This window comes from Hirschia litorea (genome assembly GCF_042665075.1).
Taxonomy (GTDB): Bacteria; Pseudomonadota; Alphaproteobacteria; order Caulobacterales; family Hyphomonadaceae; genus Hirschia; species Hirschia litorea.
In genome coordinates this window covers 1,055,036-1,077,514 of sequence record NZ_JBHTBR010000005.1, presented here as the reverse complement: position 1 = coordinate 1,077,514, position 22,479 = coordinate 1,055,036, and the positions used below count along the sequence as shown (strand labels likewise).

The 22,479-nt window shown below is 46.6% G+C and carries 24 protein-coding genes; 12 read left to right on the top strand and 12 right to left on the bottom strand.

Going from position 1 to position 22,479, the window contains the following annotated elements; translation table 11 throughout:
* The first annotated feature begins 3 nt into the window (after positions 1–3).
* Together ACFQS8_RS13715 and ACFQS8_RS13710 are read left to right on the top strand one after the other, a co-directional pair.
* Positions 4–621, top strand: a complete 618-nt coding sequence (locus tag ACFQS8_RS13715; RefSeq protein WP_382168313.1) for a sigma-70 family RNA polymerase sigma factor — start codon at positions 4–6, stop codon at positions 619–621.
* A 4-nt stretch (positions 622–625) separates the two neighbouring features.
* Positions 626–2,341, top strand: coding sequence for a sensor histidine kinase (locus tag ACFQS8_RS13710; protein ID WP_382168311.1), 1,716 nt, complete (start codon positions 626–628; stop codon positions 2,339–2,341).
* A gap of 182 nt (positions 2,342–2,523) precedes the next feature.
* On the opposite strand, the gene ACFQS8_RS13705 is transcribed toward ACFQS8_RS13710, so the two are convergent.
* From ACFQS8_RS13705 to ACFQS8_RS13685, 5 genes are all read right to left on the bottom strand, one after another.
* A complete protein-coding gene (locus tag ACFQS8_RS13705; RefSeq protein WP_382168309.1) occupies positions 2,524–3,030 on the bottom strand; it encodes a Dps family protein in 507 nt (168 codons plus the stop codon).
* A gap of 20 nt (positions 3,031–3,050) precedes the next feature.
* Entirely contained in the window at positions 3,051–3,284 is a 234-nt protein-coding gene (locus tag ACFQS8_RS13700) for a hypothetical protein (protein ID WP_382168307.1), read from the bottom strand.
* 43 nt (positions 3,285–3,327) lie between these two features.
* Positions 3,328–4,122 carry a metallophosphoesterase family protein gene (locus tag ACFQS8_RS13695; protein ID WP_382168305.1) on the bottom strand — a complete coding sequence of 265 codons (795 nt, stop codon included), beginning with the start codon at positions 4,120–4,122 and terminating at the stop codon, positions 3,328–3,330.
* On the bottom strand, positions 4,119–4,997 hold the full coding sequence (locus tag ACFQS8_RS13690; RefSeq protein WP_382168303.1) for a diacylglycerol/lipid kinase family protein: 879 nt from the start codon (positions 4,995–4,997) through the stop codon (positions 4,119–4,121). Before ACFQS8_RS13690 ends, ACFQS8_RS13695 begins: the two co-directional genes overlap by 4 nt.
* A 133-nt stretch (positions 4,998–5,130) precedes the next feature.
* Positions 5,131–5,274 (bottom strand): entericidin A/B family lipoprotein, encoded by a 144-nt coding sequence (locus ACFQS8_RS13685; RefSeq protein WP_382168301.1) that lies wholly within the window; start codon positions 5,272–5,274, stop codon positions 5,131–5,133.
* A gap of 169 nt (positions 5,275–5,443) precedes the next feature.
* Here ACFQS8_RS13685 and ACFQS8_RS13680 point away from each other — a divergent pair, with 169 nt between their 5' ends.
* Complete coding sequence (locus ACFQS8_RS13680; RefSeq protein ID WP_382168299.1) at positions 5,444–5,617, top strand: DUF1328 domain-containing protein; 174 nt, start codon at positions 5,444–5,446, stop codon at positions 5,615–5,617.
* Between the two features lie 236 nt (positions 5,618–5,853).
* Here ACFQS8_RS13680 and cydB read toward each other — a convergent pair whose 3' ends face one another.
* Together cydB and ACFQS8_RS13670 are read right to left on the bottom strand one after the other, a co-directional pair.
* Positions 5,854–6,855 carry a cytochrome d ubiquinol oxidase subunit II gene (gene cydB / locus ACFQS8_RS13675; RefSeq protein ID WP_382168297.1) on the bottom strand — a complete coding sequence of 334 codons (1,002 nt, stop codon included), beginning with the start codon at positions 6,853–6,855 and terminating at the stop codon, positions 5,854–5,856.
* Positions 6,856–6,864: 9 nt separating this feature from the next.
* Positions 6,865–8,271: a cytochrome ubiquinol oxidase subunit I gene (locus ACFQS8_RS13670; protein WP_382168295.1), complete on the bottom strand. Its 1,407-nt coding sequence runs from the start codon at positions 8,269–8,271 to the stop codon at positions 6,865–6,867.
* 198 nt (positions 8,272–8,469) lie between these two features.
* On the opposite strand from ACFQS8_RS13670, the gene ACFQS8_RS13665 reads away from it, so the two are divergent.
* The gene (locus ACFQS8_RS13665; RefSeq protein ID WP_382168293.1) at positions 8,470–8,901 is read left to right on the top strand and encodes a YeeE/YedE family protein; all 432 of its coding nucleotides are present in this window, start codon (positions 8,470–8,472) and stop codon (positions 8,899–8,901) included.
* The gene (locus tag ACFQS8_RS13660) at positions 8,898–9,320 is read left to right on the top strand and encodes a DUF6691 family protein (protein ID WP_382168291.1); all 423 of its coding nucleotides are present in this window, start codon (positions 8,898–8,900) and stop codon (positions 9,318–9,320) included. The genes ACFQS8_RS13665 and ACFQS8_RS13660 overlap by 4 nt, the downstream gene beginning before the upstream one ends.
* Before the next feature lie 8 nt (positions 9,321–9,328).
* Here the strand turns inward: ACFQS8_RS13660 and ACFQS8_RS13655 are convergent, their stop codons facing one another.
* Positions 9,329–9,829, bottom strand: coding sequence for a MarR family winged helix-turn-helix transcriptional regulator (locus tag ACFQS8_RS13655; protein ID WP_382168289.1), 501 nt, complete (start codon positions 9,827–9,829; stop codon positions 9,329–9,331).
* A gap of 265 nt (positions 9,830–10,094) precedes the next feature.
* Between ACFQS8_RS13655 and ectA the strand changes: the two genes are divergently transcribed.
* Genes ectA through ACFQS8_RS13620 form a run of 7 tightly spaced genes read left to right on the top strand, consistent with a single transcriptional unit; the run spans position 10,095 to position 17,584 of the window.
* Positions 10,095–10,631 carry a diaminobutyrate acetyltransferase gene (gene ectA, locus ACFQS8_RS13650; protein ID WP_382168288.1) on the top strand — a complete coding sequence of 179 codons (537 nt, stop codon included), beginning with the start codon at positions 10,095–10,097 and terminating at the stop codon, positions 10,629–10,631.
* Between the two features lie 58 nt (positions 10,632–10,689).
* Positions 10,690–11,985 (top strand): diaminobutyrate--2-oxoglutarate transaminase, encoded by a 1,296-nt coding sequence (gene ectB, locus ACFQS8_RS13645; protein ID WP_382168286.1) that lies wholly within the window; start codon positions 10,690–10,692, stop codon positions 11,983–11,985.
* Between the two features lie 9 nt (positions 11,986–11,994).
* Positions 11,995–12,423: an ectoine synthase gene (locus ACFQS8_RS13640; RefSeq protein ID WP_382168284.1), complete on the top strand. Its 429-nt coding sequence runs from the start codon at positions 11,995–11,997 to the stop codon at positions 12,421–12,423.
* Between the two features lie 13 nt (positions 12,424–12,436).
* Positions 12,437–13,363: an ectoine hydroxylase gene (gene thpD, locus ACFQS8_RS13635; protein ID WP_382168282.1), complete on the top strand. Its 927-nt coding sequence runs from the start codon at positions 12,437–12,439 to the stop codon at positions 13,361–13,363.
* Positions 13,364–13,377: 14 nt separating this feature from the next.
* Entirely contained in the window at positions 13,378–14,823 is a 1,446-nt protein-coding gene (locus tag ACFQS8_RS13630) for an aspartate kinase (RefSeq protein WP_382168280.1), read from the top strand.
* 5 nt (positions 14,824–14,828) lie between these two features.
* A complete protein-coding gene (locus ACFQS8_RS13625) occupies positions 14,829–16,151 on the top strand; it encodes an MFS transporter (RefSeq protein ID WP_382168278.1) in 1,323 nt (440 codons plus the stop codon).
* Positions 16,151–17,584 (top strand): sodium/proline symporter, encoded by a 1,434-nt coding sequence (locus ACFQS8_RS13620; RefSeq protein WP_382168640.1) that lies wholly within the window; start codon positions 16,151–16,153, stop codon positions 17,582–17,584. Before ACFQS8_RS13625 ends, ACFQS8_RS13620 begins: the two co-directional genes overlap by 1 nt.
* Before the next feature lie 14 nt (positions 17,585–17,598).
* On the opposite strand, the gene ACFQS8_RS13615 is transcribed toward ACFQS8_RS13620, so the two are convergent.
* The 4 genes from ACFQS8_RS13615 to ACFQS8_RS13600 form a co-directional block, all read right to left on the bottom strand.
* Entirely contained in the window at positions 17,599–18,360 is a 762-nt protein-coding gene (locus tag ACFQS8_RS13615) for an SDR family NAD(P)-dependent oxidoreductase (RefSeq protein WP_382168276.1), read from the bottom strand.
* A gap of 134 nt (positions 18,361–18,494) precedes the next feature.
* The gene (locus ACFQS8_RS13610; RefSeq protein WP_382168275.1) at positions 18,495–19,094 is read right to left on the bottom strand and encodes a GPR1/FUN34/YaaH family transporter; all 600 of its coding nucleotides are present in this window, start codon (positions 19,092–19,094) and stop codon (positions 18,495–18,497) included.
* Positions 19,091–20,722, bottom strand: a complete 1,632-nt coding sequence (locus tag ACFQS8_RS13605) for an AMP-binding protein (protein ID WP_382168273.1) — start codon at positions 20,720–20,722, stop codon at positions 19,091–19,093. The genes ACFQS8_RS13610 and ACFQS8_RS13605 overlap by 4 nt, the downstream gene beginning before the upstream one ends.
* Before the next feature lie 26 nt (positions 20,723–20,748).
* On the bottom strand, positions 20,749–22,452 hold the full coding sequence (locus ACFQS8_RS13600; protein ID WP_382168271.1) for an AMP-binding protein: 1,704 nt from the start codon (positions 22,450–22,452) through the stop codon (positions 20,749–20,751).
* Positions 22,453–22,479 lie beyond the last annotated feature (27 nt).

The window sequence follows — 22,479 nt, the reverse complement described above, 5'->3', positions numbered from 1 at the left end:
AAAATGGCTAGCGAAATTGATACGCTGGACGAACCAGCTTTTAAGGCTGAACTAACGAGTCTAATCCCTCATCTACGTGCGTTTGCTAAGAGCTTGTGCGGAAACGCGGCTATGGCTGACGATCTAGCGCAAGAAACAATGCTTAAAGCATGGAGAGCGCGTGACCGCTATGAAGCCGACACAAATATGAAGGCTTGGTGTTTCACCATTTTGCGCAATCTTTTCTATTCAGAGAAACGTCGTGACTGGCGCGGCCAATCACTTGACCCTGAAGTGGCAGAAGCAACTCTGGTGGCCAATGATAAATTATCAGACACAGTAGAATTGCTTGAGCTTCGCAATGCTATGAATCAGCTTCCAGATGATCAACGTGAATGTCTCATAATGGTGGGTGCTGGTGGTTTATCTTATGAAGAAGTTGCTGAAATCTGTGACTGCGCAGTAGGAACTATAAAAAGTCGTGTAAGCCGCGCACGTAAAGCTTTGCTTGAGCTAGTCGAAGGTAGCCAAATCAGTGGTTTCCCGTCTAAAGACGACCTTGAAGCGCACGATGCTTTCGACGATATTCTAGATCAAGCTGATCAATTGATTGGCACGCCCCCCGTTCCAGGAGCTGCGTAAAACTTTGAAGCAATTTTTCTTTGGCGGTTCTTTGCGTCGCCGCTTGGTTTTCATCATCGCGGCGGCTCTAACGCCAATTTTGCTTATTGCGGGCGTTCAAGCTTATATTGACGCACAGGATAGCATGAAAGAACGTCGACTAGCGTTATTGCAAATTGCGGATCGCGCTATAGATGATGTTGAGCAATCGCTATCTACTGCTGAAATATTGCTTGAAGTGTTTTCCGCCCAAATCGCAGCCGGCCGCTGTACTGATGTTGAAGGTTGGCTAAAAGAAAAAGTGCCGGCTCTATCGACTGTTGTCTTCTTCGATGCAGACGGAATCTCACAATGTGCGTCTCAAGGTGAGGCTGGCTTCCCTATCGTAGATATGGAATGGAATGAACGGTTAAAAGCGGGCGAAAAAATCATCCGCACTGACGCGTTCTACGGAAAAGGTCTAAAAGAGTGGATGTTTGCCATCCTTGCGCGCTTAGAAGTGAATGGCGACTATAAAGGCGCAGCCTCCTTTGGAATGCGGGCGGATAAATTATCTGAGATTATCAATCCTGCAAGTTTGCCTGATGATGTTGCCATCGCTTTATCAGATGACAATGACCGCCTGTTTGGAAAACTGCCCTTTTCAAAAATCGAACACAAATGGATTGAAGATGCTCGCGAAGCAGACGGTGGTTTTCTTATCGTTGAGGATAGCCGCGAGGGCGACGCCCATGATGTTGTCATTAACCGCATCGGAACTACAGGCGTTTACGCCATCGTCACCCGCCCATCTCCGGGCCTGCTAGATGAGATCACGCTTCGCCCAGCAAAAGTTGTTGGGCTGCCCCTTCTCACATTCTCAATTGCATTATTCGTTGCGTGGCTTGCCATTGATAATCTCGTCCTAAAATGGCTTGCGCGTTTAAGCCGACTAGCAAGTGCATATGGCAAAGGCGATTATACAATTCACCCAGGTCGGGTCTTTAAAAATGCGCCAGAAGAAATCCTAAAATTCGCAAAAAATCTGGACCGAATGTCTGATAATATCAACATCCGTGACAAAGAACTGGTGGCTGCAATTGCCGTTAAAGATGCTGCCGTTAAAGAGATCCACCACCGCGTCAAAAACAATCTCCAAATCGTAACCAGCTTTTTAAACCTACAAAGTCGACGCCTCAAAAATACCGAAGGCAAAAACGCGCTCGCTGCTGCACGCCATCGCATAAACGCGCTAGCAGTTGTGCACCAAACATTATATCAGCACGAGCGTCTTGAAATTGTGCATATGCGTCCATTTTTGGAGGGACTTATACAACACCTCTCCGGCGCGATGGGAATGGAAGATCTCGACATTGAAATCATCACTGACATTGATGATCTTCACCGCGCCTCTGACGATGCAATACCTTTGGCTCTATTCATTGTGGAAGTCATCACCAACTCTGTTAAATACGCATTTGATGATCAAGGCGGCAAAATCGCATTGTCGATGAAACAAGTTGATCAAGTCATCGAGCTGACCATTAGAGATGATGGAGTAGGAAGCAGTTACGAAGAACCCGAAGATGATGCTGACATCCTCTCAAATGGGACGGGGCTTGGTAGCCAATTAATGAATGCATTTGCGCGCCAACTCAAAGGTACACTGGAAGTCATAGACACTTCGACAAGCGGTTATACTGTCAAACTTCTTATCCCGCACACAGATGATGACCAACCCGAAAGTGCGCCAACACAATAGGCGCACCACCCCCTCTCCTCATCACTACCGTAGCTATAGCAAGACGCCTGCAGGTACCATGCAGGCACACACCAGACTGCGCATTCACCTTTTTCATATCCACATACGAAAAAGCCCCACACTCTCATTGACTGAAAGTATGAGGCTTCTCTAAAGCGCCGTTTAGTTCGGAGGGGGAGAAACTATTCGGCGACAATCGCATTCAGCATCCACACGGCTTCTTCATGCCAAGTGAGACGCCCAACCAACATGTCCGCAGTGACAAAATCCTTTTTATCTTCAAAGGACTCCACCGCATCACGTAAGGTTTGAATGGTTGTTTCGTGGTCCGCTATAAGCATTTTAATCATATCCCCCGCAGACTTAGGTTCATCTACATCTTTAATGGAGGATAATGCGCCATATTTTGTGTAACTAGCAGGTGCCTTCATGCCCAATGCACGAATGCGTTCAGCTAACTCATCAATGGATGCATACAGATTTTCATAATGTTCTTCTGTGAGCTTATGGATGCTAAAAAACGCAGGTCCTGTCACATTCCAGTGGACACCTTGCGTTTTGATAAACAACATATAGGTGTCAGCTAAAACCACCCCAAGCTTCTCAGCTATGGCCTTACGGTCCTCAGGCGTAATGCCTGCGGACCGTTCAAATTCGGGTGTGTTGGGTTTCAAAGCTTGAATAGTCATTGCTCATCTTCCCTTTCTAATTATTTCTCACCATCAGTGGCATCTTCAACATCATCTGCCATATCTTCAGCAGAGTCAGCGAGATCATCAGCAGCGCGCTCCAGCTCATCGCCGGCACCCTCTGTTCCATCTTTAATGTCGTCTACAGTTTTATCTATTTGTTCACCTGTGTTCTCAAAATGATCGTCATTTGAGTCACATGCTGTCAGCATTAAACCACTAATACCAGCAGCAATAATCATTGGGATTTTCATAGCAAACTCCTGTTTCATCTATGTACAGGTAAGTAACGAACACCTATGCAAAAGGTTCCAATGATTTACGCGTCCACCTTCCTAAATCCACGCGATCAAACTCGATACCGTTGAAGGCATATACAGAAACGCTTATATACTCATCATCAATGTTCAACACGTTGAAACTAGGCGGGTATTCTCGCAGCCGAGTGGAAAGCGTACCCGCAGATATTGCAAGATATTGCCCTGATTTCTCTCTATAAACCGTAGCTGATGGTGTATGCACATGCCCCGTCAGCAGGATTTCAACGCCCGCTTCTGCAATGCGTCCACTTGCTAAAATTCCTCGGCGCGTAGCTGTAACCATGGGCGCTTTAGGTGGTGATAAAAAGGGATGATGACAGGCCAAAATGAACGGTTGTTTTTCAGCATCACTCCCTTGCTTCAGCACATTATCCAAAGCATCCAAATTGACACTTCCTTCAGCCCAATTACGTCGCACTTGCCACCCACGGGCCGTATTTAATCCTGTGATTTTTCCATGTGAGACAGATATGGGACTTGAAATCGTATCAAAAAACTCGTGATAGCGCGCAAACGCCGAACGCATTCGCGTCCACAAATTTAACAGCGGCGTGTCGTGATTTCCTGGTACAACGAGTATTGGAAAGTCAAAATGCGTCAGCCAGTTTTTTGCGTCCGAAAACTCTGACCTCTTTCCGCGCTGAGTTAAATCCCCACAAACAATTATCGCGTCTGGAGCAATCTCATTTATCTGCCCAATAGCGCTTTTGATCGCTGCCTCATGTTCAGCGCCAAAATGTATATCTGCAATTTGAACGAGAACATCACTCATAATTTAGCAGACACCACCTTCACAGCAGCAGGCTCAAACACAATGTCTATAGGAAGCGATAATTTCTGAAACTCACCATCCAAAGTGGCGTCAATCTCGTTACTTTCATCACTTATCACAGTCAGGTAAGGCACACGAAACCGGTCAATCTCATCAACATCATGCCAATCGCCTATAAATGACTGCAATCCAATGCTCGCCAGATCCAAAATAGAATCCGGATTTATCATGCCAATATCAAACGCATGCGGTATAGATTTATCTACCCCCACTCCAATTGCCGATGCTTGGTAAGACTTCCCATTAGATAGCTGAATTTCTAAAATCGGATCAAGATCAAGAACATCATCCGTCGCAACCATTTCAGACACGGCTGAAATCAAATTGTTTTCGCGCAATTCTTCTCTTGGGATTGCAAGCTGCGCTAATTTTCCCAACAATGTCGCAACGTAAAAATGAAGGTCCTCTCCATCCTTTTTCTGAAGACAACCACGCGAGATATTCACGCTCTCATTTGCAACAAGGCAGTTATCCAAAATCGTCTGCCAATCCGCCCCTTCTCCATGAATTGTGCGGTGAAGTAGGTTCATCGTACCGCCGGGCAAAGCTATGATTGAAAACTTCTTAGGTGATAAATTTTCAAGCGCGCAAGCAATTGTGCCATCTCCGCCCCAAACGATACACGGCATCGCTTGAGTCGCCGTCGTACGCTGATTAATATCCTCGAACATGTTGCAAAGGTCATCTGGCTCAACACACAATATTTCATGCTGAATGTTGCGCTCTTCAAGGAAAGCCCCCAATTGCGCTTTTGCATCATCAGGCACTGTCTTGGCTAACATATTCACAATCGCATACATGGTCATAGAAGGCATAATCCCTATTTGAATCCTCCAATACCAATGCTTTGCTACGGGCTTTGTTCCCTTTTATTTCGTTTATAAGTTTTCTATAAAAAAAGCGCCCCTTTTCAGGGACGCTTTATCGTATGCAGGATGAATAAAAATCTTAGTCGGGATTTTTATCTTTTGCTGTTTCTTCAAGCTTAGATCCTACTTTCTCTACGTCTTTCCCAACCCCCTCAACCGTGTTGCAGGCGGCAGCTAAAAAAGCAAAAGCAGTAACTGTCAAAAGCGTTGCATAGCGTGTCATAGGGTAATCTCCTTAGTAGATAACATACCCCTTACAACGCAGCCTTAAAGTTTAGGTTCCATCGCATAGCTCAACATAATTTACACACGAATTTGGAACCAAAACCCCTCCACTCCCGTTTCCTTATCATCGACGCCCTGATGTCGCATAACAAAAAAAGGAGTACATTATGCTTGGTTGGTCAGTCACATTTTTCGTTGTAGCTCTTATTGCTGCTGCACTTGGTTTTGGTGGTTTAGCAGGTACATTTGCCGGAGTTGCCCAAATCCTATTTTTCGTATTTATCGCGCTACTTATCCTCACATTCGTAGCACGTGCCGTTCGCGGGAATTCACCGTTATAATGCACACGAAAAATTGTTATAAATCCCCCCAAGAATAAGGGCGTATCCAACGGATACGCCCTTATTTTTATAAATTTTTGACCTCAAGAAATGTTGCAGTTTTTAACTACCCAAAGCGAGTTTAATAACGGTCCCCAATATCAATACGCAAGCGACACCTAACCCCCAAAGGCCTATGAACCACACAATTTCTTTTGGGCCGGTTTTATCTATGTCATGATCACGATCTTCCAACATCAATGATACCCCGCTTCAGGATCGATTTTACCGCGAAACACCCAATATGAATAAGCTGTATAGCTGAGGATTAAAGGCACAAGTATGACCGCTCCTACCAGCATGAAGCTAAGGCTTACATCCGGCGCTGCTGCATCATGCACTGTAATTGCGCGCGGTACGATATAGGGAAACATTCCAATTCCCAGCCCTACAAAGCATAAACTGAACAATCCAATCGCACTGGGAAATGGCACATAATCTCGTTTAGCTATTATCCCCCACGCAAGTAATGCTGCAATTATGGCAGTCATTGTGGGAACGGGCAGCACGAACATCAAATGCGGAAATGTGAACCATCTCTCTGCAATTTCCGGTGACAAAAATGGCGTCCAAACACTCACTATTGCGACAAATGCCAAGGTAAATACACCGGCCCATCTGGTGCAAAAATAAGCTTTTTCTCTAAGCTCGCCTTCTGTTTTCATCACGAGCCAACTCGCGCCCAGAAGGCTATACCCAGCTGTCAAAGCAAACCCACACATAATAGAGAAAGGCGTGAGCCAGTCCCACCAACCTCCGCTATATTCGCGCCCGGTTACTTCAATACCTTGAACAAAAGCACCTAAGACAATGCCTTGGCAAAAGGTCGCCATAAGCGATCCCCAAAAGAAAGAGCGATCCCAAATTTTTTCATGAGCTTTGTCTCTCCAGCGGAATTCAAACGCCACACCACGAAACACCAAGGCCAATAGCATGAGTATAAAAGGCATATAGAGGGCGGGTAGCACGACCGCATAAGCCAATGGGAAGGCAGCCATCAGGCCACCACCACCCAGCACCAACCATGTCTCATTTCCATCCCAGACAGGGGCAACTGAATTCATCGCCAAATCGCGATCAGAATCTTTTTCTAAGAGTGGAAATAATATTCCAATTCCTAAATCAAACCCATCCAAAATCACATAAATAAAGATCGCCAGCGCAAGGATAAATGCCCATATTGTCGGTAAATCAAACATAGGTTTCTCCTATTCTTTATCAGATTTTGGTGAGGCAGCTGACGCTAATTGCGTCGTCCCTGCACTCCGCGTTGGTGCTGATGGCAAGGGAGCCAACTGCCCCGGCGTGCGGTTCATCATTTTCAAAATATACATGGTCCCGAAACCAAAAAGAATAAAATAAACAATGATGAAAGCCAATAAAGACACAGCCACCGCAGGCGCTTCAACTGGTGCAAGAGAATCTGACGTTTTTAGAAATCCATAGACTGTATAAGGCTGACGTCCGACTTCTGTTGTCACCCATCCCGCGAGCACAGCGACAAAACCAAGCGGCCCCATCATCACAGCCATCTGATGGAAAAATTTTGTTGAATATAATTTGCCCCGCCACCGCAAAAACAAACTAATTCCACCAACAAGCAACATTAACATGCCTAAACCTACCATGATGCGAAAGCTCCAAAACACAATCCCCACAGGAGGTTGCAGCTCATCTGGCACAGTATCCAACCCCTTCATCGGAGCGTTCAAATCATGGTGCAGAATCAAGGATGACAGCTTGGGAATTCCAATTGCCATATCCAATTTTTGTTCTTTTTCATTAGGAATACCAAACAGATAGAGCGGCGCACCTTCTGGATGGCTTTCAAAATGCCCTTCCATCGCCATCACCTTCACAGGCTGGTGTTCCAACGTATTTAGCCCGTGTGCATCTCCCACAAATATCTGCAAAGGTGCTACAATCGCGAGCATCCACATCGCCATGGAAAACATAGTTCGCGCTTCTATGTTTTCGCGTTCCCGTAGCAAATGCCACGCCCCAACAGCGCCAACGACAAGCGCCGTTGTGAGATATGCCGCTAACACCATATGCACTAAGCGGTAGGGAAAAGAAGGATTGAAAATAATCGCAAACCAGTTTTCAGGAATAAACTGCCCCGCCTCATTTATACCAAACCCAGCAGGCGTCTGCATCCAACTATTTGCAGACAAAATCCAGGTCGCAGAAATGAGCGTTCCAACAGCTACCATCACAGTTGCCAGAAAGTGCAATTTCTTAGACACACGCCCCATTCCAAACAGCATGACACCTAGAAAGCCTGCTTCCAGAAAGAATGCGGTCAAAACCTCATATGCCATAAGCGGACCAATCACTGGACCAGCCTTATCAGAAAACACACTCCAATTCGTGCCAAACTGATAGGACATCACAATACCTGACACGACGCCCATGCCGAAAGCCACAGCAAATATTTTCCGCCAATATTTAAATAACTTCAGATACACATCTTTATCGGTTTTCAGCCACAATGCCTCCAACACCATAAGATAGCTGGCGAGCCCGATGGAGAATGCTGGAAAAATGATATGAAACATAACAGTAAAGGCAAATTGCGCCCTCGCTAACGCCAATACATCAAACATTTCCAGCATGATTTACCCTTCCTTTTATACAAAAGTATCGCGGTCTTTCTTCACCTTTATCACGTTTGAGAACGCTACTCATGGGTGCAGAGTGACACATGCAACCTTTAGACGCACGTACGATCTTCCGCGCGACATACTTTCCATAGACATATTCATCTGCTCACCACACAATAGCGCCACGACCTTGATAGGAGACAATACTCAATGGATAATTTCACTCCAATTAGTGCATCAATCGGCGGGATATTGATCGGCCTTGCTGCCGTCCTTTTAATGGCAACAAACGGACGCATCGCTGGAATTAGCGGCATTCTTTCGGGTACGTTAACAGCAAACAAAGGAGACAAGCTATGGCGAATTCTCTTTGTAATGGGGCTTATAAGCGCTCCCTTATTGTTCAGTTTTGCAAGCCAGACAAAACCACCTTTTGAATTAAATGCGTCCATCCCTCTTCTTATTGCCGGCGGTTTATTCGTCGGCTTTGGCACGCGACTGGGATCGGGTTGCACCAGTGGTCATGGAGTATGTGGCCTCTCACGGCTCTCGATCCGCTCTGCGGTGTCCGTTATAATTTTCATGCTTGCGGGAATACTCACAGTCACTTTGGCAAAGCATGTTTTAGGAGAACTAATATGAGCAAGCATATTTCCGGACTTTTCGCGGGTCTCATTTTTGGTTTGGGTCTTACTATTTCTCAAATGACAAACCCTGAGAAAGTGATCTCATTTTTAGATATTTTTGGAGAATGGGACCCTTCCCTCGCATTTGTCATGGGAGGCGCAGTCATTACTTCTTTCATCGGATATAGATTAGTATGGAGACGCAAAACTCCGCTTTTTGATACGCAGTTTCAAATCCCCAAGAACACCAGCATAGATCCCAAACTCGCTATAGGCGCGACGCTCTTTGGCATTGGATGGGGCTTGGTTGGTCTTTGTCCCGGCCCAGCAATCGCTGGACTTCTTATCGGTGGGAAAAACATCCTCATATTTCTAGCAGCTATGATTGCAGGAATGGTTGTCTTCGAAATCTATAATCGTTCAGCCATCCGATAGGTTCTAACTTATGCCTCTTCGCCATTTGAAGAAGGTAAATGCGTCACATCTCCAACGTCTAAAACAGGAGATGCATCAATCGCACCCGCATCCAATAGAGACACTAGCTTCAATAGAGAAGCGGCCAAACTCGCTTGCTCCCACTCTGGCAACTTAGAAAAACGAAGTAGAAAGCCAGTTTGCAAAAGATCAGGAGCGCCTTGCAAAACTGTTTCCCCTTTAGATGTAATACGCACCCATACATGACGGCGGTCTGTTTCACTTCTCCGTCGTGCAACTAAACCCGCTTCCTGCAGCTTATCCACCAACAGAGATATTGTCGCCTGCCTAAGATCAACAGCACTGGCAAGTTCGCCTGTTACAGTCTCACCTTCAGATTTTAATATTTGAAGAACAAGCAATTGAGACGCCGTCAAACCGGACTGACGCGCCAACCGTTTTGCGTTTCCTTCGGTCGCCTTTAGAATACGTCGCAACGCGATCAAAGATGTTTCTGCAAAGTCAGGCACGGCATCGCTCCAAGAAGTTCACACGATTTTACGTAGTTTAAAATCAGAATAGCTGAAAAACTCATTTAGCGGCGATATATTGATTGTCAAAATATATTTTGGTCACAAAAATACTTTATATTGGAACTTTATGCATCAAATAGGCGTTTAAAGCTTAAATATTAGACATTTTAGCGCGGTTGCATTTTCAATCGAGCCCACATATATAGTTTGTCGAACAATATAATTTGGTAGAACAAGTTATTCCGCCAAAAGAGAAATAGAGATGGATGAACAACAAGCAGACGATATTGATGATTATACGATTCGCTCACCTGTCCCTGAGGATGCGGTAGGCGTTCACGATCTCATTGCGGCTTGTCCACCGCTTGATACAAATTCTCTATACGCAAACCTTTTGCAATGTTCGCACTTTTCGAACACTTGCGCACTTGCAGTTTCAACAGCCCATACTCCGTCCACGCATGGATGGGTGTCAGGATATGTTCTACCGCAAGAACCAGAGGTCTATTTCCTATGGCAAGTCGCCATTGCAAAGGAAGCACGTGGAAAACGTGTCCCTAAAAGGCTCGTCAGCCAAATTTTGAATAGAGCCGCAACAAAGAACTGCCGCTATTTAAAAACAACTATAACCGCCGATAACCAAGCCTCATGGCATCTGTTCGAAAGTCTCGCCAGATGGCTAGAAGCGCCACTCACTAAGAGTGATGGCTTTGAAGAAGCTGCCCATTTTAATGGCCGCCACGATAGCGAGTTACTTGTAACTATCGGCCCATTCGGACGCCCACCTCCGGTCGTCTAAAATCACCGCAATCATTCCCCGTTTTCACGCAATTGCCACCTCATCAAGGAGCAGTACCATGCCGTTCGAATCAGAAAATCCAGAACACGCCATTTATGACCGCCGCGAGTCTGAAGTTCGCAGCTATTGCCGCGCTTTCCCAATTAGTTTTGATACAGCAAAAGGCTCACGTCTTATTGCCGAAGATGGTAGCGAGTACATCGACTTTCTCGCTGGTTGTTCAACGCTAAATTATGGCCACAATCACGACGATTTACAAAAAGCGCTAATAGACTACATCACATCAGATGGTCTTACGCATGGCTTAGATATGCACTCTGCTGCGAAAGCGACATTTCTCAACGCTTTTGAACAGCACATTATGAAGCCACGCAATCTTGATTACCGCCTTATGTTCCCTGGTCCCACAGGCACAAACGCTGTTGAAGCAGCTATGAAGACAGCACGCAAAGCAACAGGCAGAACCAATATTATTGCATTCACCAACGGCTTTCACGGCATGACTTTAGGCGCTTTGGCAGCCACCGGGAATGCAGGTAAGCGCGGCGGTGCCGGCATACCGTTGGCCGGCGTTGTTCACGAAGCATATGATGGCTATTTTGGTCCCGACATTGATACAGCGGAACAACTCGACATCCGCTTGTCAGACCCATCTTCTGGTCTTGATGCACCCGCAGCATTTTTGATTGAGACAACTCAAGGCGAAGGTGGACTAAATGTGGCCAGCGATGCTTGGTTGCGTAAAATTGCCAAAATCGCCAAAAAGCATGGCGCACTTCTTATTATTGATGACATTCAAGCTGGTATCGGTCGTACAGGTGGTTTCTTCAGCTTTGAACGTGCTGGGATCTCCCCTGATATCATCACATTGGCAAAATCGCTTTCTGGAATGGGACTTCCATTCGCTATGACAATGATCAAGCCGCAATATGATGACTGGAAACCGGGCGAACACAACGGAACATTCCGCGGAAACAATCACGCATTCATTACAGCTGCAAAATCTATCGAGCTTTTCTGGAGCGATGAGCGCTTTGAAACTGAAGTTATGCGTAAAAGTGCCCTTTTGGAGAAACGCCTTGAAGCCATCGTCGCAACAAGCCCAATTGCAAATCGCACTAAAGGGCGCGGCATGATGAAAGGTATCGAATTTCTCAATGGCGACCTGACGTCCGAAATCTGCGCCAAGTGTTTTGAAAATGGCCTCGTCATCGAAACAAGCGGAGCACATGATGAAGTTATTAAAGTGCTCTGCCCGCTAACAATCACTGATGAAGACCTAAACGAAGGTTTGGATATCTTAAGCAAGGCCATCATCGAGATTGAAAAATCATACGCAAAAACTGCTGCTTAGGAGCACATCATGATTGTGAGAGATCTCGCGGAAGCGAACAAAAACGAACGCCGTGTTGACAGTGAAGGCTGGACATCTGTCCGCCTTCTTCTTCGAGAAGACAATATGGGTTTCTCATTTCACATCACCACAATTCACAAAGATGCTGAGTTGGAGATGGAATACAAAAACCACCTTGAAAGCGTGTATTGCATGACAGGTGAAGGCTCAATCGAAGACCTTGCAACTGGTGAAGTTCACCAAATTCGTCCCGGTATTATGTATGCGCTCGATAAACACGATCGTCACATTCTTCGCGCCGACAAGGGTTCAGAGATGGTCATGGCTTGTGTTTTCAACCCACCGGTAGTTGGAAATGAAGTGCACGGTCCTGATGGCGCATACCCAGCTGCTGAACCTGAAACTGCCGACACTGCAGGCGCTGTCCCTCCAATTTGAAGGATTGCAAAACATGAAAGATGACCTCTACCCGTCCCGTAGCTCTACGCAGCCCCGTACCTACGAACGTAAAGATCCCGTTTTCTATGGAAAAGGCACATCTAATTGTCCAATATCTTCCCAAGACTTACAGGGTTATATTGAAAATGGTGTGATGGTGCTGGAAGATATGTTTTCAGCAGAAGAAGTTGCATCACTGCAAACTGCCGCAAATTCAATGCGGCAGAATGCAAATACCCTTCAAGCCGAAACGGTTGTTACAGAACCCAGTGCCGAACGAAATGATATAGTGCGGTCCGTTTTCGCGATTCATCAGCAATCAGATGTTTTCGCCAATATTGCCGCAAGTGAGCGTTTGTCAGACATTGCACGTTTCATTCTAAATGATGACGTCTACATCCATCAATCACGCTTGAACTACAAACCGGGCTTTCATGGAAAAGAGTTTTATTGGCACTCTGACTTTGAGACATGGCATGTAGAGGATGGGATGCCGCGTATGCGCGCTTTATCCATGTCTGTCATGCTCACCGACAATCATTCGCAGGCAGGTCCGACTATGTTTGTGAGTGGAAGCCATAATTCATTTGTATCATGCACAGGTGAAACGCCCGATGAGAACTATAAAAAGTCTCTAAAGAAACAAGAAGTTGGTGTTCCAGACGCGGACATTCTCACGCACATGGTGGAAACAGGCAACATAATTGCGCCAACCCCACCCGCGGGATCTGTTGTTATTTTCGATTGCAATACAATGCATGGCTCGAATGGCAACATCACTCCGCTAGAACGGACGAACGCATTTTTCGTTTACAACGCTTGGTCCAACCGCCTCACGACCCCGTATGGCGGCACAAAAGAACGGCCTGAATTTATAGCCCACAGATTGGTAGATCGCCCCCTCGTAGCGGCATCGAAAAAATCTATTCAGGCAGCTTAAAAGAAAGTAGCTTTATGACACACACAGTGGAAAAAATTGGCGGAACTTCAATTGCCAATACAGACATCGTTTTAAAAAATGTCTTTTTAGGTAACCGCAAAGATAAAGACATTTATGGACGTGCTTTTGTCGTGTCAGCCTATGCTGGTATAACCGATTTGCTATTAGAGCATAAAAAGTCTGGGAAGCCGGGTGTGTATGCTCTTTTTGCAAGCGCAGAAAGCAAATGGGCGTGGAGCGACGCCCTCTCCGATGTAGCCGAAGCAATGCGCGAGAAAAACGCTGACGTCTTTGGCGATCACCCTCACAAAGAAATCGCTGACGCATTCGTTGTCGAGCGGATCGAAGATGTCCGCAACTGCCTGATCGATTTGCACCGTTTGTGCTCTTACGGCCAATTCAGACTTGATGAACACCTTGCAGCGGTACGCGAAACACTTGCTGCTATGGGAGAAGCCCATTCTGCTCACAACACCGCTCTACTCCTACGTCAGCAAGACATAAACGCTGTATTCGTTGACCTTACAGGGTGGCGTGATGAACGTAAAATCCCGTTAGACACGCGCATATCTGACACGTTCGCGAAAATTGACCTCACTAAAGAGCTGCCAATTGTAACAGGATATGCAAGCTGTGAAGAAGGCATGGTGAGCCGATTTGATCGCGGATACACAGAAGTCACATTCTCCCATATTGCGGCTGTCACAAATGCCGAAAAAGCAATCATCCATAAAGAGTTTCACCTCTCAAGCGCAGACCCTAAACTGGTAGGTGTTGATCGGGTGCGTAAAATTGGTGAAACCAATTATGATGTCGCGGACCAATTATCAAACATGGGTATGGAAGCCGTACACCCAAGCGCTGCTAAAGGTTTACGTCAGGCAGGCATTCCGCTTTGGGTCAGGAACACGTTCGACCCAACGGATGCAGGAACGGTTATCAAAGCTACTTTGGAAACCTCCTCCCCACGCGCAGAAATCATTACAGGTCTACAAAGCATTTTCGCTATGGAAGTGTTTGAGCAAGATATGGTTGGCGTCAAAGGGTATGATGCGGCCATTTTAGGCGCTCTCACGCGCCACAAAGTACGCATTATTAGTAAGTCTTCCAATGCAAATACAATAACTCACTATCTGGAGTGTTCTCGTAAAGCGCTTAAACGCGCCGCTGCCGATATTGAAGCGCAGTTTTCAAGTGCAGAAATCACAATGCGCAAAGTTTCTATAGTGTCTGTTATTGGTGCCAATTTGGATGTTCCCGGATTAGTTACCCGTGCAAGCGGCGCGCTTTATAAAGAAGATATCCAACTACTCGGACTAAACTTCCTACCGCGCAACACCGACTTGCAACTCCTTGTTGCCGACGAACACTTTGACAAGACCATTGTTGCCCTGCACGCTGAACTTGTTGAAAAAACAGAAGTAAAAAAAACAGATAAAAGCCTTCAAACAGCGGCGTAATAAGAATGCCTATCGACTATCGTGCTGCCACTACGCATTTAAACGAGACGCTTGCAGGCTATAGAAATGTTCTGGCCGTTGTTACTGGCCTAACAATTCTGCAAGCGGCGATGGCATCACTCGCCATCGTTGTGGCATTTAACCTGCGCGATTCTGGGCTTTCAAATTCGATACTCGGTATGGTAGCCGCCAGTTTTGCTGGCGGCTTTCTTGTAGGCACACGCACCTCTCCTAAAGAAATCTCTCGCATCGGGCATATCCGCGCTTATGTCCTTTTCGCGACTATATCAGTCATTGCAGGCCTCGCATTCGGACTTGGAATCAACGGGGTTGGCTGGGCAATAATACAGTTTATATTAGGGTTATGTTGTGCAGGCCTTCTCACAGCAGGTGAAAGTTGGGTATCTGATGCAGCTCCGGAAACGCAGCGCGGCTCCATCCTTTCCTTCTATCACATGGTATCCAAGCTTGGCGCTATCGCCGGCCCGTTTTTGATTTCTGGCCTCGCTTCTGGCCTACCCGGTTTCATGATCATCGCTGCTCTATTTGCAGCATCAATCATTCCTGTTACACGCACAAACCGCGCGCAGCCTGCTCTTTCAACAGCAGAGCCATTTGGACCACGTCGGATTTACAAAATAGCGCCAGCCTCCGCAATCGCCGCTTTCACAGCGGGCGCAGTCAATAATTCAATTGCTCAACTATATCCCATTTTCACAGCCTCTGTGTCGGGCACATCTGATATGGGTTTTACCGCTCAATTCAATGCTGCCCTCCTCGCTGGTGCAATGATCGCTTTATGGCCAGCGGGTTTGATTTCAGATCGCATAGATCGTCGCTATGTGCTTTCCGCTCTTGGTTTTATTGGCGGCGGTTCTGCTATTGGGCTTTTCTTCGCTGCAAACAATCAGGCTCAAAATGCCACTTTGATTTGGGCATTCCTCTTTGGTGCTGGCTCTCTAAGCTATTATGCCGTTGCTGTTGCACATGCTGCTGATAAATCCAAATCCGGCCAAGCCACTTCCATGATGGCAGGTATCCTTATGATCTGGGGCTTTGGCTCAGTGCTAGGCCCAATATTAGCAGGATTTGCAATGTCCTCTCCCCTTGGAGCAGCAGGACTATTCATCTTTGCAGCAATCGCACTCATTGCCCTTGGTTTATCCATGTTCACCCGGGCAGTTTGGTCTGATGCTGTCGCAGAAGAAGATAAAGAACCTTTTGGAGTTGCGCCTGCAACATCCCTCGCCATTGCCGAACTCGACCCGCGTGGTGACGATGAGCAACTTGAATTATTCCCCCTTAATCCGGAGCCACATCCACAATGATAATGACCAGCTTTCTCTTGATTTTGGGAATTTTCCTCGCCATCGGTTTAGCATCTGCTCGTAAAGCGACGGGAGATAGAGAAGATTATTATCTAGCCTCAGGCTCTGTAAAACCATGGCTAGCGGGGCTATCAGCCGTGGCAACCAATAATTCTGGCTATATGTTTATTGGTGTTATCGGATACACCTACCAAACAGGCCTTGCAGCAATATGGCTTATGATTGGATGGATATTGGGGGATTTTTTAGGCTCTCTTTTCATCCATAAAAAACTAAAAGAAGCCACTACCGCCACCAAAGAAGCATCTTTTGCCTCCGTCATGGCACGCTGGCATGGCGAAGACTTCCAGATATGGAAGCGAATCGCTGCCGTCATTATGATTGTCTTCCTCATTGCCTATGCAGGCGCACAAATCGCGGCGGGTGGGAAAGCCCTTCAAGGTGTCCTTGGGTTTGACCCTCGTGCAGGTGCAGTCGCTGTCGCGCTTATTGTAATTGTATACTCAATCGCTGGCGGACTGCGCGCTTCAATATGGACAGATGGTGCCCAATCCATTGCCATGTTCGCAGCAATGGCGCTCCTTTTCTTCGTTGGTCTTCATGGTCTTGGCGGGATGTCAGGCACTATTGAAAAGTGGAGTGAAGTGCCGGGCTTCCTCAATCTTTTTCCAGATGATTTATTGCTAGCTGGTGCAGCTGGTGTCGCCCTATTTGTCATAGGTTGGATGTTCGCAGGATTTTCTGTAATCGGACAACCTCATGTCATGGTGCGCTTCATGGCGCTAGATGATGACAAAGATAATATGGTACGTGCCCGCGCATGGTATTACGCTTACTTCACAGGCTTCTATCTTCTCGCCACAGGCGTTGGAATGCTGTCTCGCATCTATCTGCCAGATCTTGCATCGCTTGATCCAGAACTTGCCCTCCCAACGCTCGCAGTAGAACTGTTACACCCAGCGCTTGTCGGGCTCATTCTGGCAGGAATTTTCGCCGCCACAATGTCAACTGCGGATTCTCTCGTACTGTCATGCTCGGCAGCCCTAACTCATGACCTCACACCTCAACGCCTAGAAAAACCTTGGCTCCTCAAAGCAGCCACCGCTGCCACAACACTTATCGCATTGGGCCTTGCACTTTCTGAAAGCCGCAGCGTGTTCAGTCTAGTGATACTGGCGTGGTCAACCCTTGCAGCAGCCTTCGCCCCACTACTCACCCTTTACTCACTAAAACGTAAGGTAAGCGAGCCTATCGCAATCGGCTTGCTCGTTTTAGGTGTTAGCATTGCGCTTTACTGGAGGTTTGGTCTTGGTTGGCACAATAATGTCTATGAAGGCCTTCCTGGGATTGTCATTCCACTTATCATTGGTTGGGCACTTTCAACCAAGGTTGAACCCAAAGTAACTGAGCACCAAACATCTGTGCCCAGTTAAACCTTAGAGATGTATTACGGCAAACGTATTCCACCATCTAGGCGGATTGTTTCACCGTTTACGTACGCACATTCGATCATGAATGCAGCAAGCTTTCCAAACTCTGCTGGATTTCCCAGACGTTTAGGAAACAATGGCTGTTCAGCTAGAGCAATCTGAGCAGCCTCAGGCAACGATGCCATCATCGGTGTCATGAATAATCCGGGCGCAATCGCGTTGACCCGAATTCCCTGATTAGCCAAATCTCTCGCCATCGGCAAAGTCATCCCTACAACTCCGCCTTTGGATGCGGCATAAGCAACCTGCCCCTTTTGTCCATCAAAGGCCGCAATGGAAGCTGTATTGATGATCAAACCACGCTCACCATTTTCATTGGCTGTATTTGTCTGCATGTGAGCCGCACTCAAACGCGCAACATTGAAACTGCCTTGCAAGTTAATATCAACAACGCGTTGAAATGCCTCAAGCGAATGCGGTCCCTCTTTCCCAACAGTCTTCATCGCCGTCGCAATACCAGCGCAATTGATTGCGACAGAAATATTGCCAAATTTTTGAACCGTCAGGTCCAAAGCTTTGGTGACATCTTCTTCCTTCGTCACATCCGTTTTCACAAATAGAACGGATGCTCCCAACTCTTCAGCAATAGCTTCACCACGACCTTCATTCATATCTAGGATAGTGACACGGCCGCCACGCGCTACAATCTCACGTACGCACGCTTCACCGAGACCAGATGCAGCACCGGTTACTACAGCAACAACCTCTTTAATATTCATATTGTCCTCCCTCCACTTTTATTTCTTACAGTTTGTCATCACTATAAACGCAATTTTAGCACAACAAAAATCTATCAATATATTATATATTGATAGATTAAGTCGTGTTTTGAATTTATTTTAGAAAAAATAGCCTACAAAATGGAGCCAAATGTTGGGAAAATTTTTCGTCCCATAATATGGTTATTCACAACAGCCCCCGCCATGTAGAGCGCTATCCACCCAGCCGCGAACAACAGATACCCAACGACCGGCTTAAACTGAGCACCTGCCAAACCTAGATCAAGCAAAACGATGATCCACAGCACGACATCCACCAACAATACTATGAGGAACATAGGGATAGGCGCTTTCAAATAGGACGGCGTTACAAAAGTCAAAAATGCGGCTCCTGCCATCCAGCAATAACCCTCAATGATTGCATGTGGTTGAACATCACCAAATTGCCCAGTCAGCATCAAAAATTTGAGGAAAGTGCTAATCGCCGCACCAAACATGAAAAAAGCTGAGAAGAATAAAAACACATTCCCCCCTGTCATATTCTTATCTTTCAGCTCGATGACTGCGACCGTGAACTGCACTATGCCACCACCCACCAACCACGCGGCAAGCAGAGGCAGACCACCCAGCTGAACCTGCCCAAGAAAGACGGCACCAAAGCCAAAGCAGGCCACTGCCAGCGCGGCCAATCCAGCCGGTGCAGGCGTTATAAAGCTATGTGTATCATCACTCATGACTGTTCCCATTCCTGCATTTTCAGTTCTTTACGTTTAATTTTACCGCTGATTGTTTTTGGAAGACTTTCTACAAATTCAATCTTGCGCGGATACTTGTATGGCGCGGTTGAGTTCTTCACATAGCGTTGTAATTCTTCCTTCAGAGCTTCGGTCGGCTCAACACCTTTTGCCAATATAATGAAGGCTTTAACTACCTCTCCTCGCGTTTCATCTGGGCTGGCGACAACCGCCGACTCCGCAACAGCTTCGTGCTCAAACAAAACACTTTCCACCTCGAACGGGCCAATGCGGTAGCCAGACGAGAGGATCACATCATCAGCACGCCCCACAAACCAAAAATACCCATCCTGATCACGCATTGCCCGATCACCTGTCAGATACCAATCGCCTTTATAAACGCTGGCTGTACGCACTTCATCGTCCAGATAACAAGCGAACATTCCCTGAGGTTTTTTCGAAGGGCTAATGTCAATGGCAATATCACCTTCTTGTTCAGGGTCCACAATATTCCCTTCATGATCAATGACTTGCAATGATATTCCCGGCGCAGGAAGCCCCATTGAACCAGCTTTGGATTCCATCCCGTCAAAATTACCACACAACAATACAGTTTCCGTCTGCCCATACCCCTCATATATGCGCAGCCCAGTTTGCGTTCTCCATAGATCAATCACCTCAGGATTAAGAGGCTCACCAGCACTCACACACCGCGAAAGGCTTTTCAGCTTTGCATCACTAATATCGCGGCGCACTAGAATTCTATAGACTGTAGGGGGCGCACACAGCGTTGTTATTTCGTATTTTTCTAACCATTCCAATGTTTGTTCAGCATCGAAAGAAGCACAATGCAGCGCAAATACACCAGCCCCCACCATCCATGGGGCGAACAAACTACTCCACGCAGCTTTTGCCCATCCAGTATCGGATAAATTCCAAACCATGTCCCCCGGTTTTGCCGCAAGCCAATGGCTCCCCGTAGCTTTGTGTCCCAACGGATAATCATGCCTATGAACCGTTAGTTTGGGTTGTCCCGTTGTACCCGATGTAAAGTAACATAGCGCTGCAGAATCTGCAGGTGTATCCGCCACCTGAAAATCAGGCTCAGATGACTTACGCAGCGCCTCATAAGATAGCCAATTGGCGCGCTCACCTGCGTCGACATTTATACGAACGCCGGGCCAATTTACCTTCGCAATTCCATCATCCACGATATCAAGCAAGGCATCATTTGTGATGATCGCTTTCGCTTTTGCAGCCTCCAAGCGATACGCTATGTCCTTTGGTTTTAACTGCACCGTCCCCGGTGAAACAATGGCACCGATCTGGATACACCCAAGCACGATTTCCCACCACCGCGCTTCACGTGACATGATTGCAAGAACTGTATCGCCTCGTCCGATCCCAGCGGCTTTCAAAACACCAGCCGCTCTAGCGGCATCTTCTCTTAATTGCGAAAAGCTCCGCTTAAACTCATTCCCTTCGCTATTGGTCCAATGCAGCGCAATAGCGTCTGGTTGGCTTTGCGCCCACGCGCTAATGGTATCACCTACAAAATTGTATTTTTCAGGCCTATCCCATTGAAAAGTCTCACGGTCTTCAAGGTATTTTTGGGCTATATTTATCATGTTATCTCCAGTTCGAGCGTATGAGCTCAGGCTGTTGCCCGGTCTTTCAAATTCAATTCTTTGATCATGGCGTCACGCATCAAAAACTTCTGAGCCTTACCCGTGACGGTCATCGGGTATTCACTGACTAACCGCACATAAGCTGGAATTTTGTAGTGAGAAATTTTGGACTTTAGCCACAACACAATCTCGTCCTCAGACAGAGACGCACCTTTGCTCAGAACAATCCACGCGCAGGTCACTTCACCAAATTTATCATCTGGCACCCCAAAAACCTGAACATCTTGAATGTGAGGATGCCCCAACAGATATTCTTCAATTTCGCGCGGATAGATATTTTCACCCCCACGAATGACGACATCTTTTGAACGCCCTGTGATATTGGCGTACCCATCTATATCAATGACGGCCAAATCCCCCGTACGCATCCAACCTTGCGCATCTATTGCTTTTTGAGTGGCCTGTTCATCTTCCCAATATCCATGCATCACCGAATAGCCACGCGTGTATAATTCTCCAATCTCACCACATGGCAAAACCCGTCCATTTTCATCAACAATTTTGGCTTCTAAATGTGGATGAATGACGCCTACCGTGGAGACGCGTTTTTCTATTGGGTCATCCATTTTAGATTGAAAACTGACAGGACTGGTTTCCGTCATCCCATAGCAAATTGTAACCTGCGGCATTTCCATTTCTGACAATACACGCCGCATTACATCGATCGGACATGGCGACCCCGCCATGATACCCGTCCTCAATGATGAAAAGTCACATTCTGCAAACGCATCACTTGCCAGCATCGCGATGAACATTGTCGGCACACCATAAACGGCCGTACATTTCTCATTCTCTATAGCCTTTAGCGTTGCAACAGGTTCAAACCCAGCTTCTGGATACACAACCACTGAGGCATGCGTCACGGCAGCAATATTGCCCATAACCATCCCAAAACAGTGATATAATGGAACTGGCACACATATACGGTCTGCAGCTGTGAGACCTATGCCTTCACCGACAAAATATCCATTATTAACAATGTTATGGTGTGTAAGTGTCGCTCCCTTAGGAAGCCCGGTTGTTCCGCTTGTAAATTGAATATTTATTGGATCTTCCGGCTGCAATTGTAACTGCAAATCACCCAATACTCGATCCGTGTCTTCAGTTCCCAAATTGGATAATTCTGCAAAACTCATCAAGCCATGATTGCGCGCAGTATCATCCAACAAAATAGCATGTCTAAGATGAGGCGCTTTTGTATGCTCAGCCTTTGCATCAAACACATGAGGTGCAATTTCTCGCAGCATTTCAATATAGTTTGAAGTTTTGAACCTGTCCGCAAGGATAAGCCCTGCACAGCCGACTTTATTTAAGACATATTCCAGCTCGGATGGCCGATACGCTGGATTTATGTTCACAAGTATAATACCCGCACGTGCTGTCGCATATTGCGTTACAGCCCATTCAACACAATTTGGAGACCAAATCCCAACCCGTTCCCCAGGTTTAATTCCCAGAGCAATAAGCCCAGATGCGACCTTGGACACTAGCGCGTCCAGATCAGCGTATGTCATCCTAATATCTTGATGCACCGAGACAATCGCCTCTTTATTTGGCGCCATCTGTGCAGCGTCACTTAAAGCGGCCCCCACCGTTTTATAGAGCAATGGCTGACTGGATATGCCCGATGTATAACTTAATTTTGGAGGCAATACGTTACGCGCACTCATTGTTTTTTTTAATCCCTTTTCTTGGAT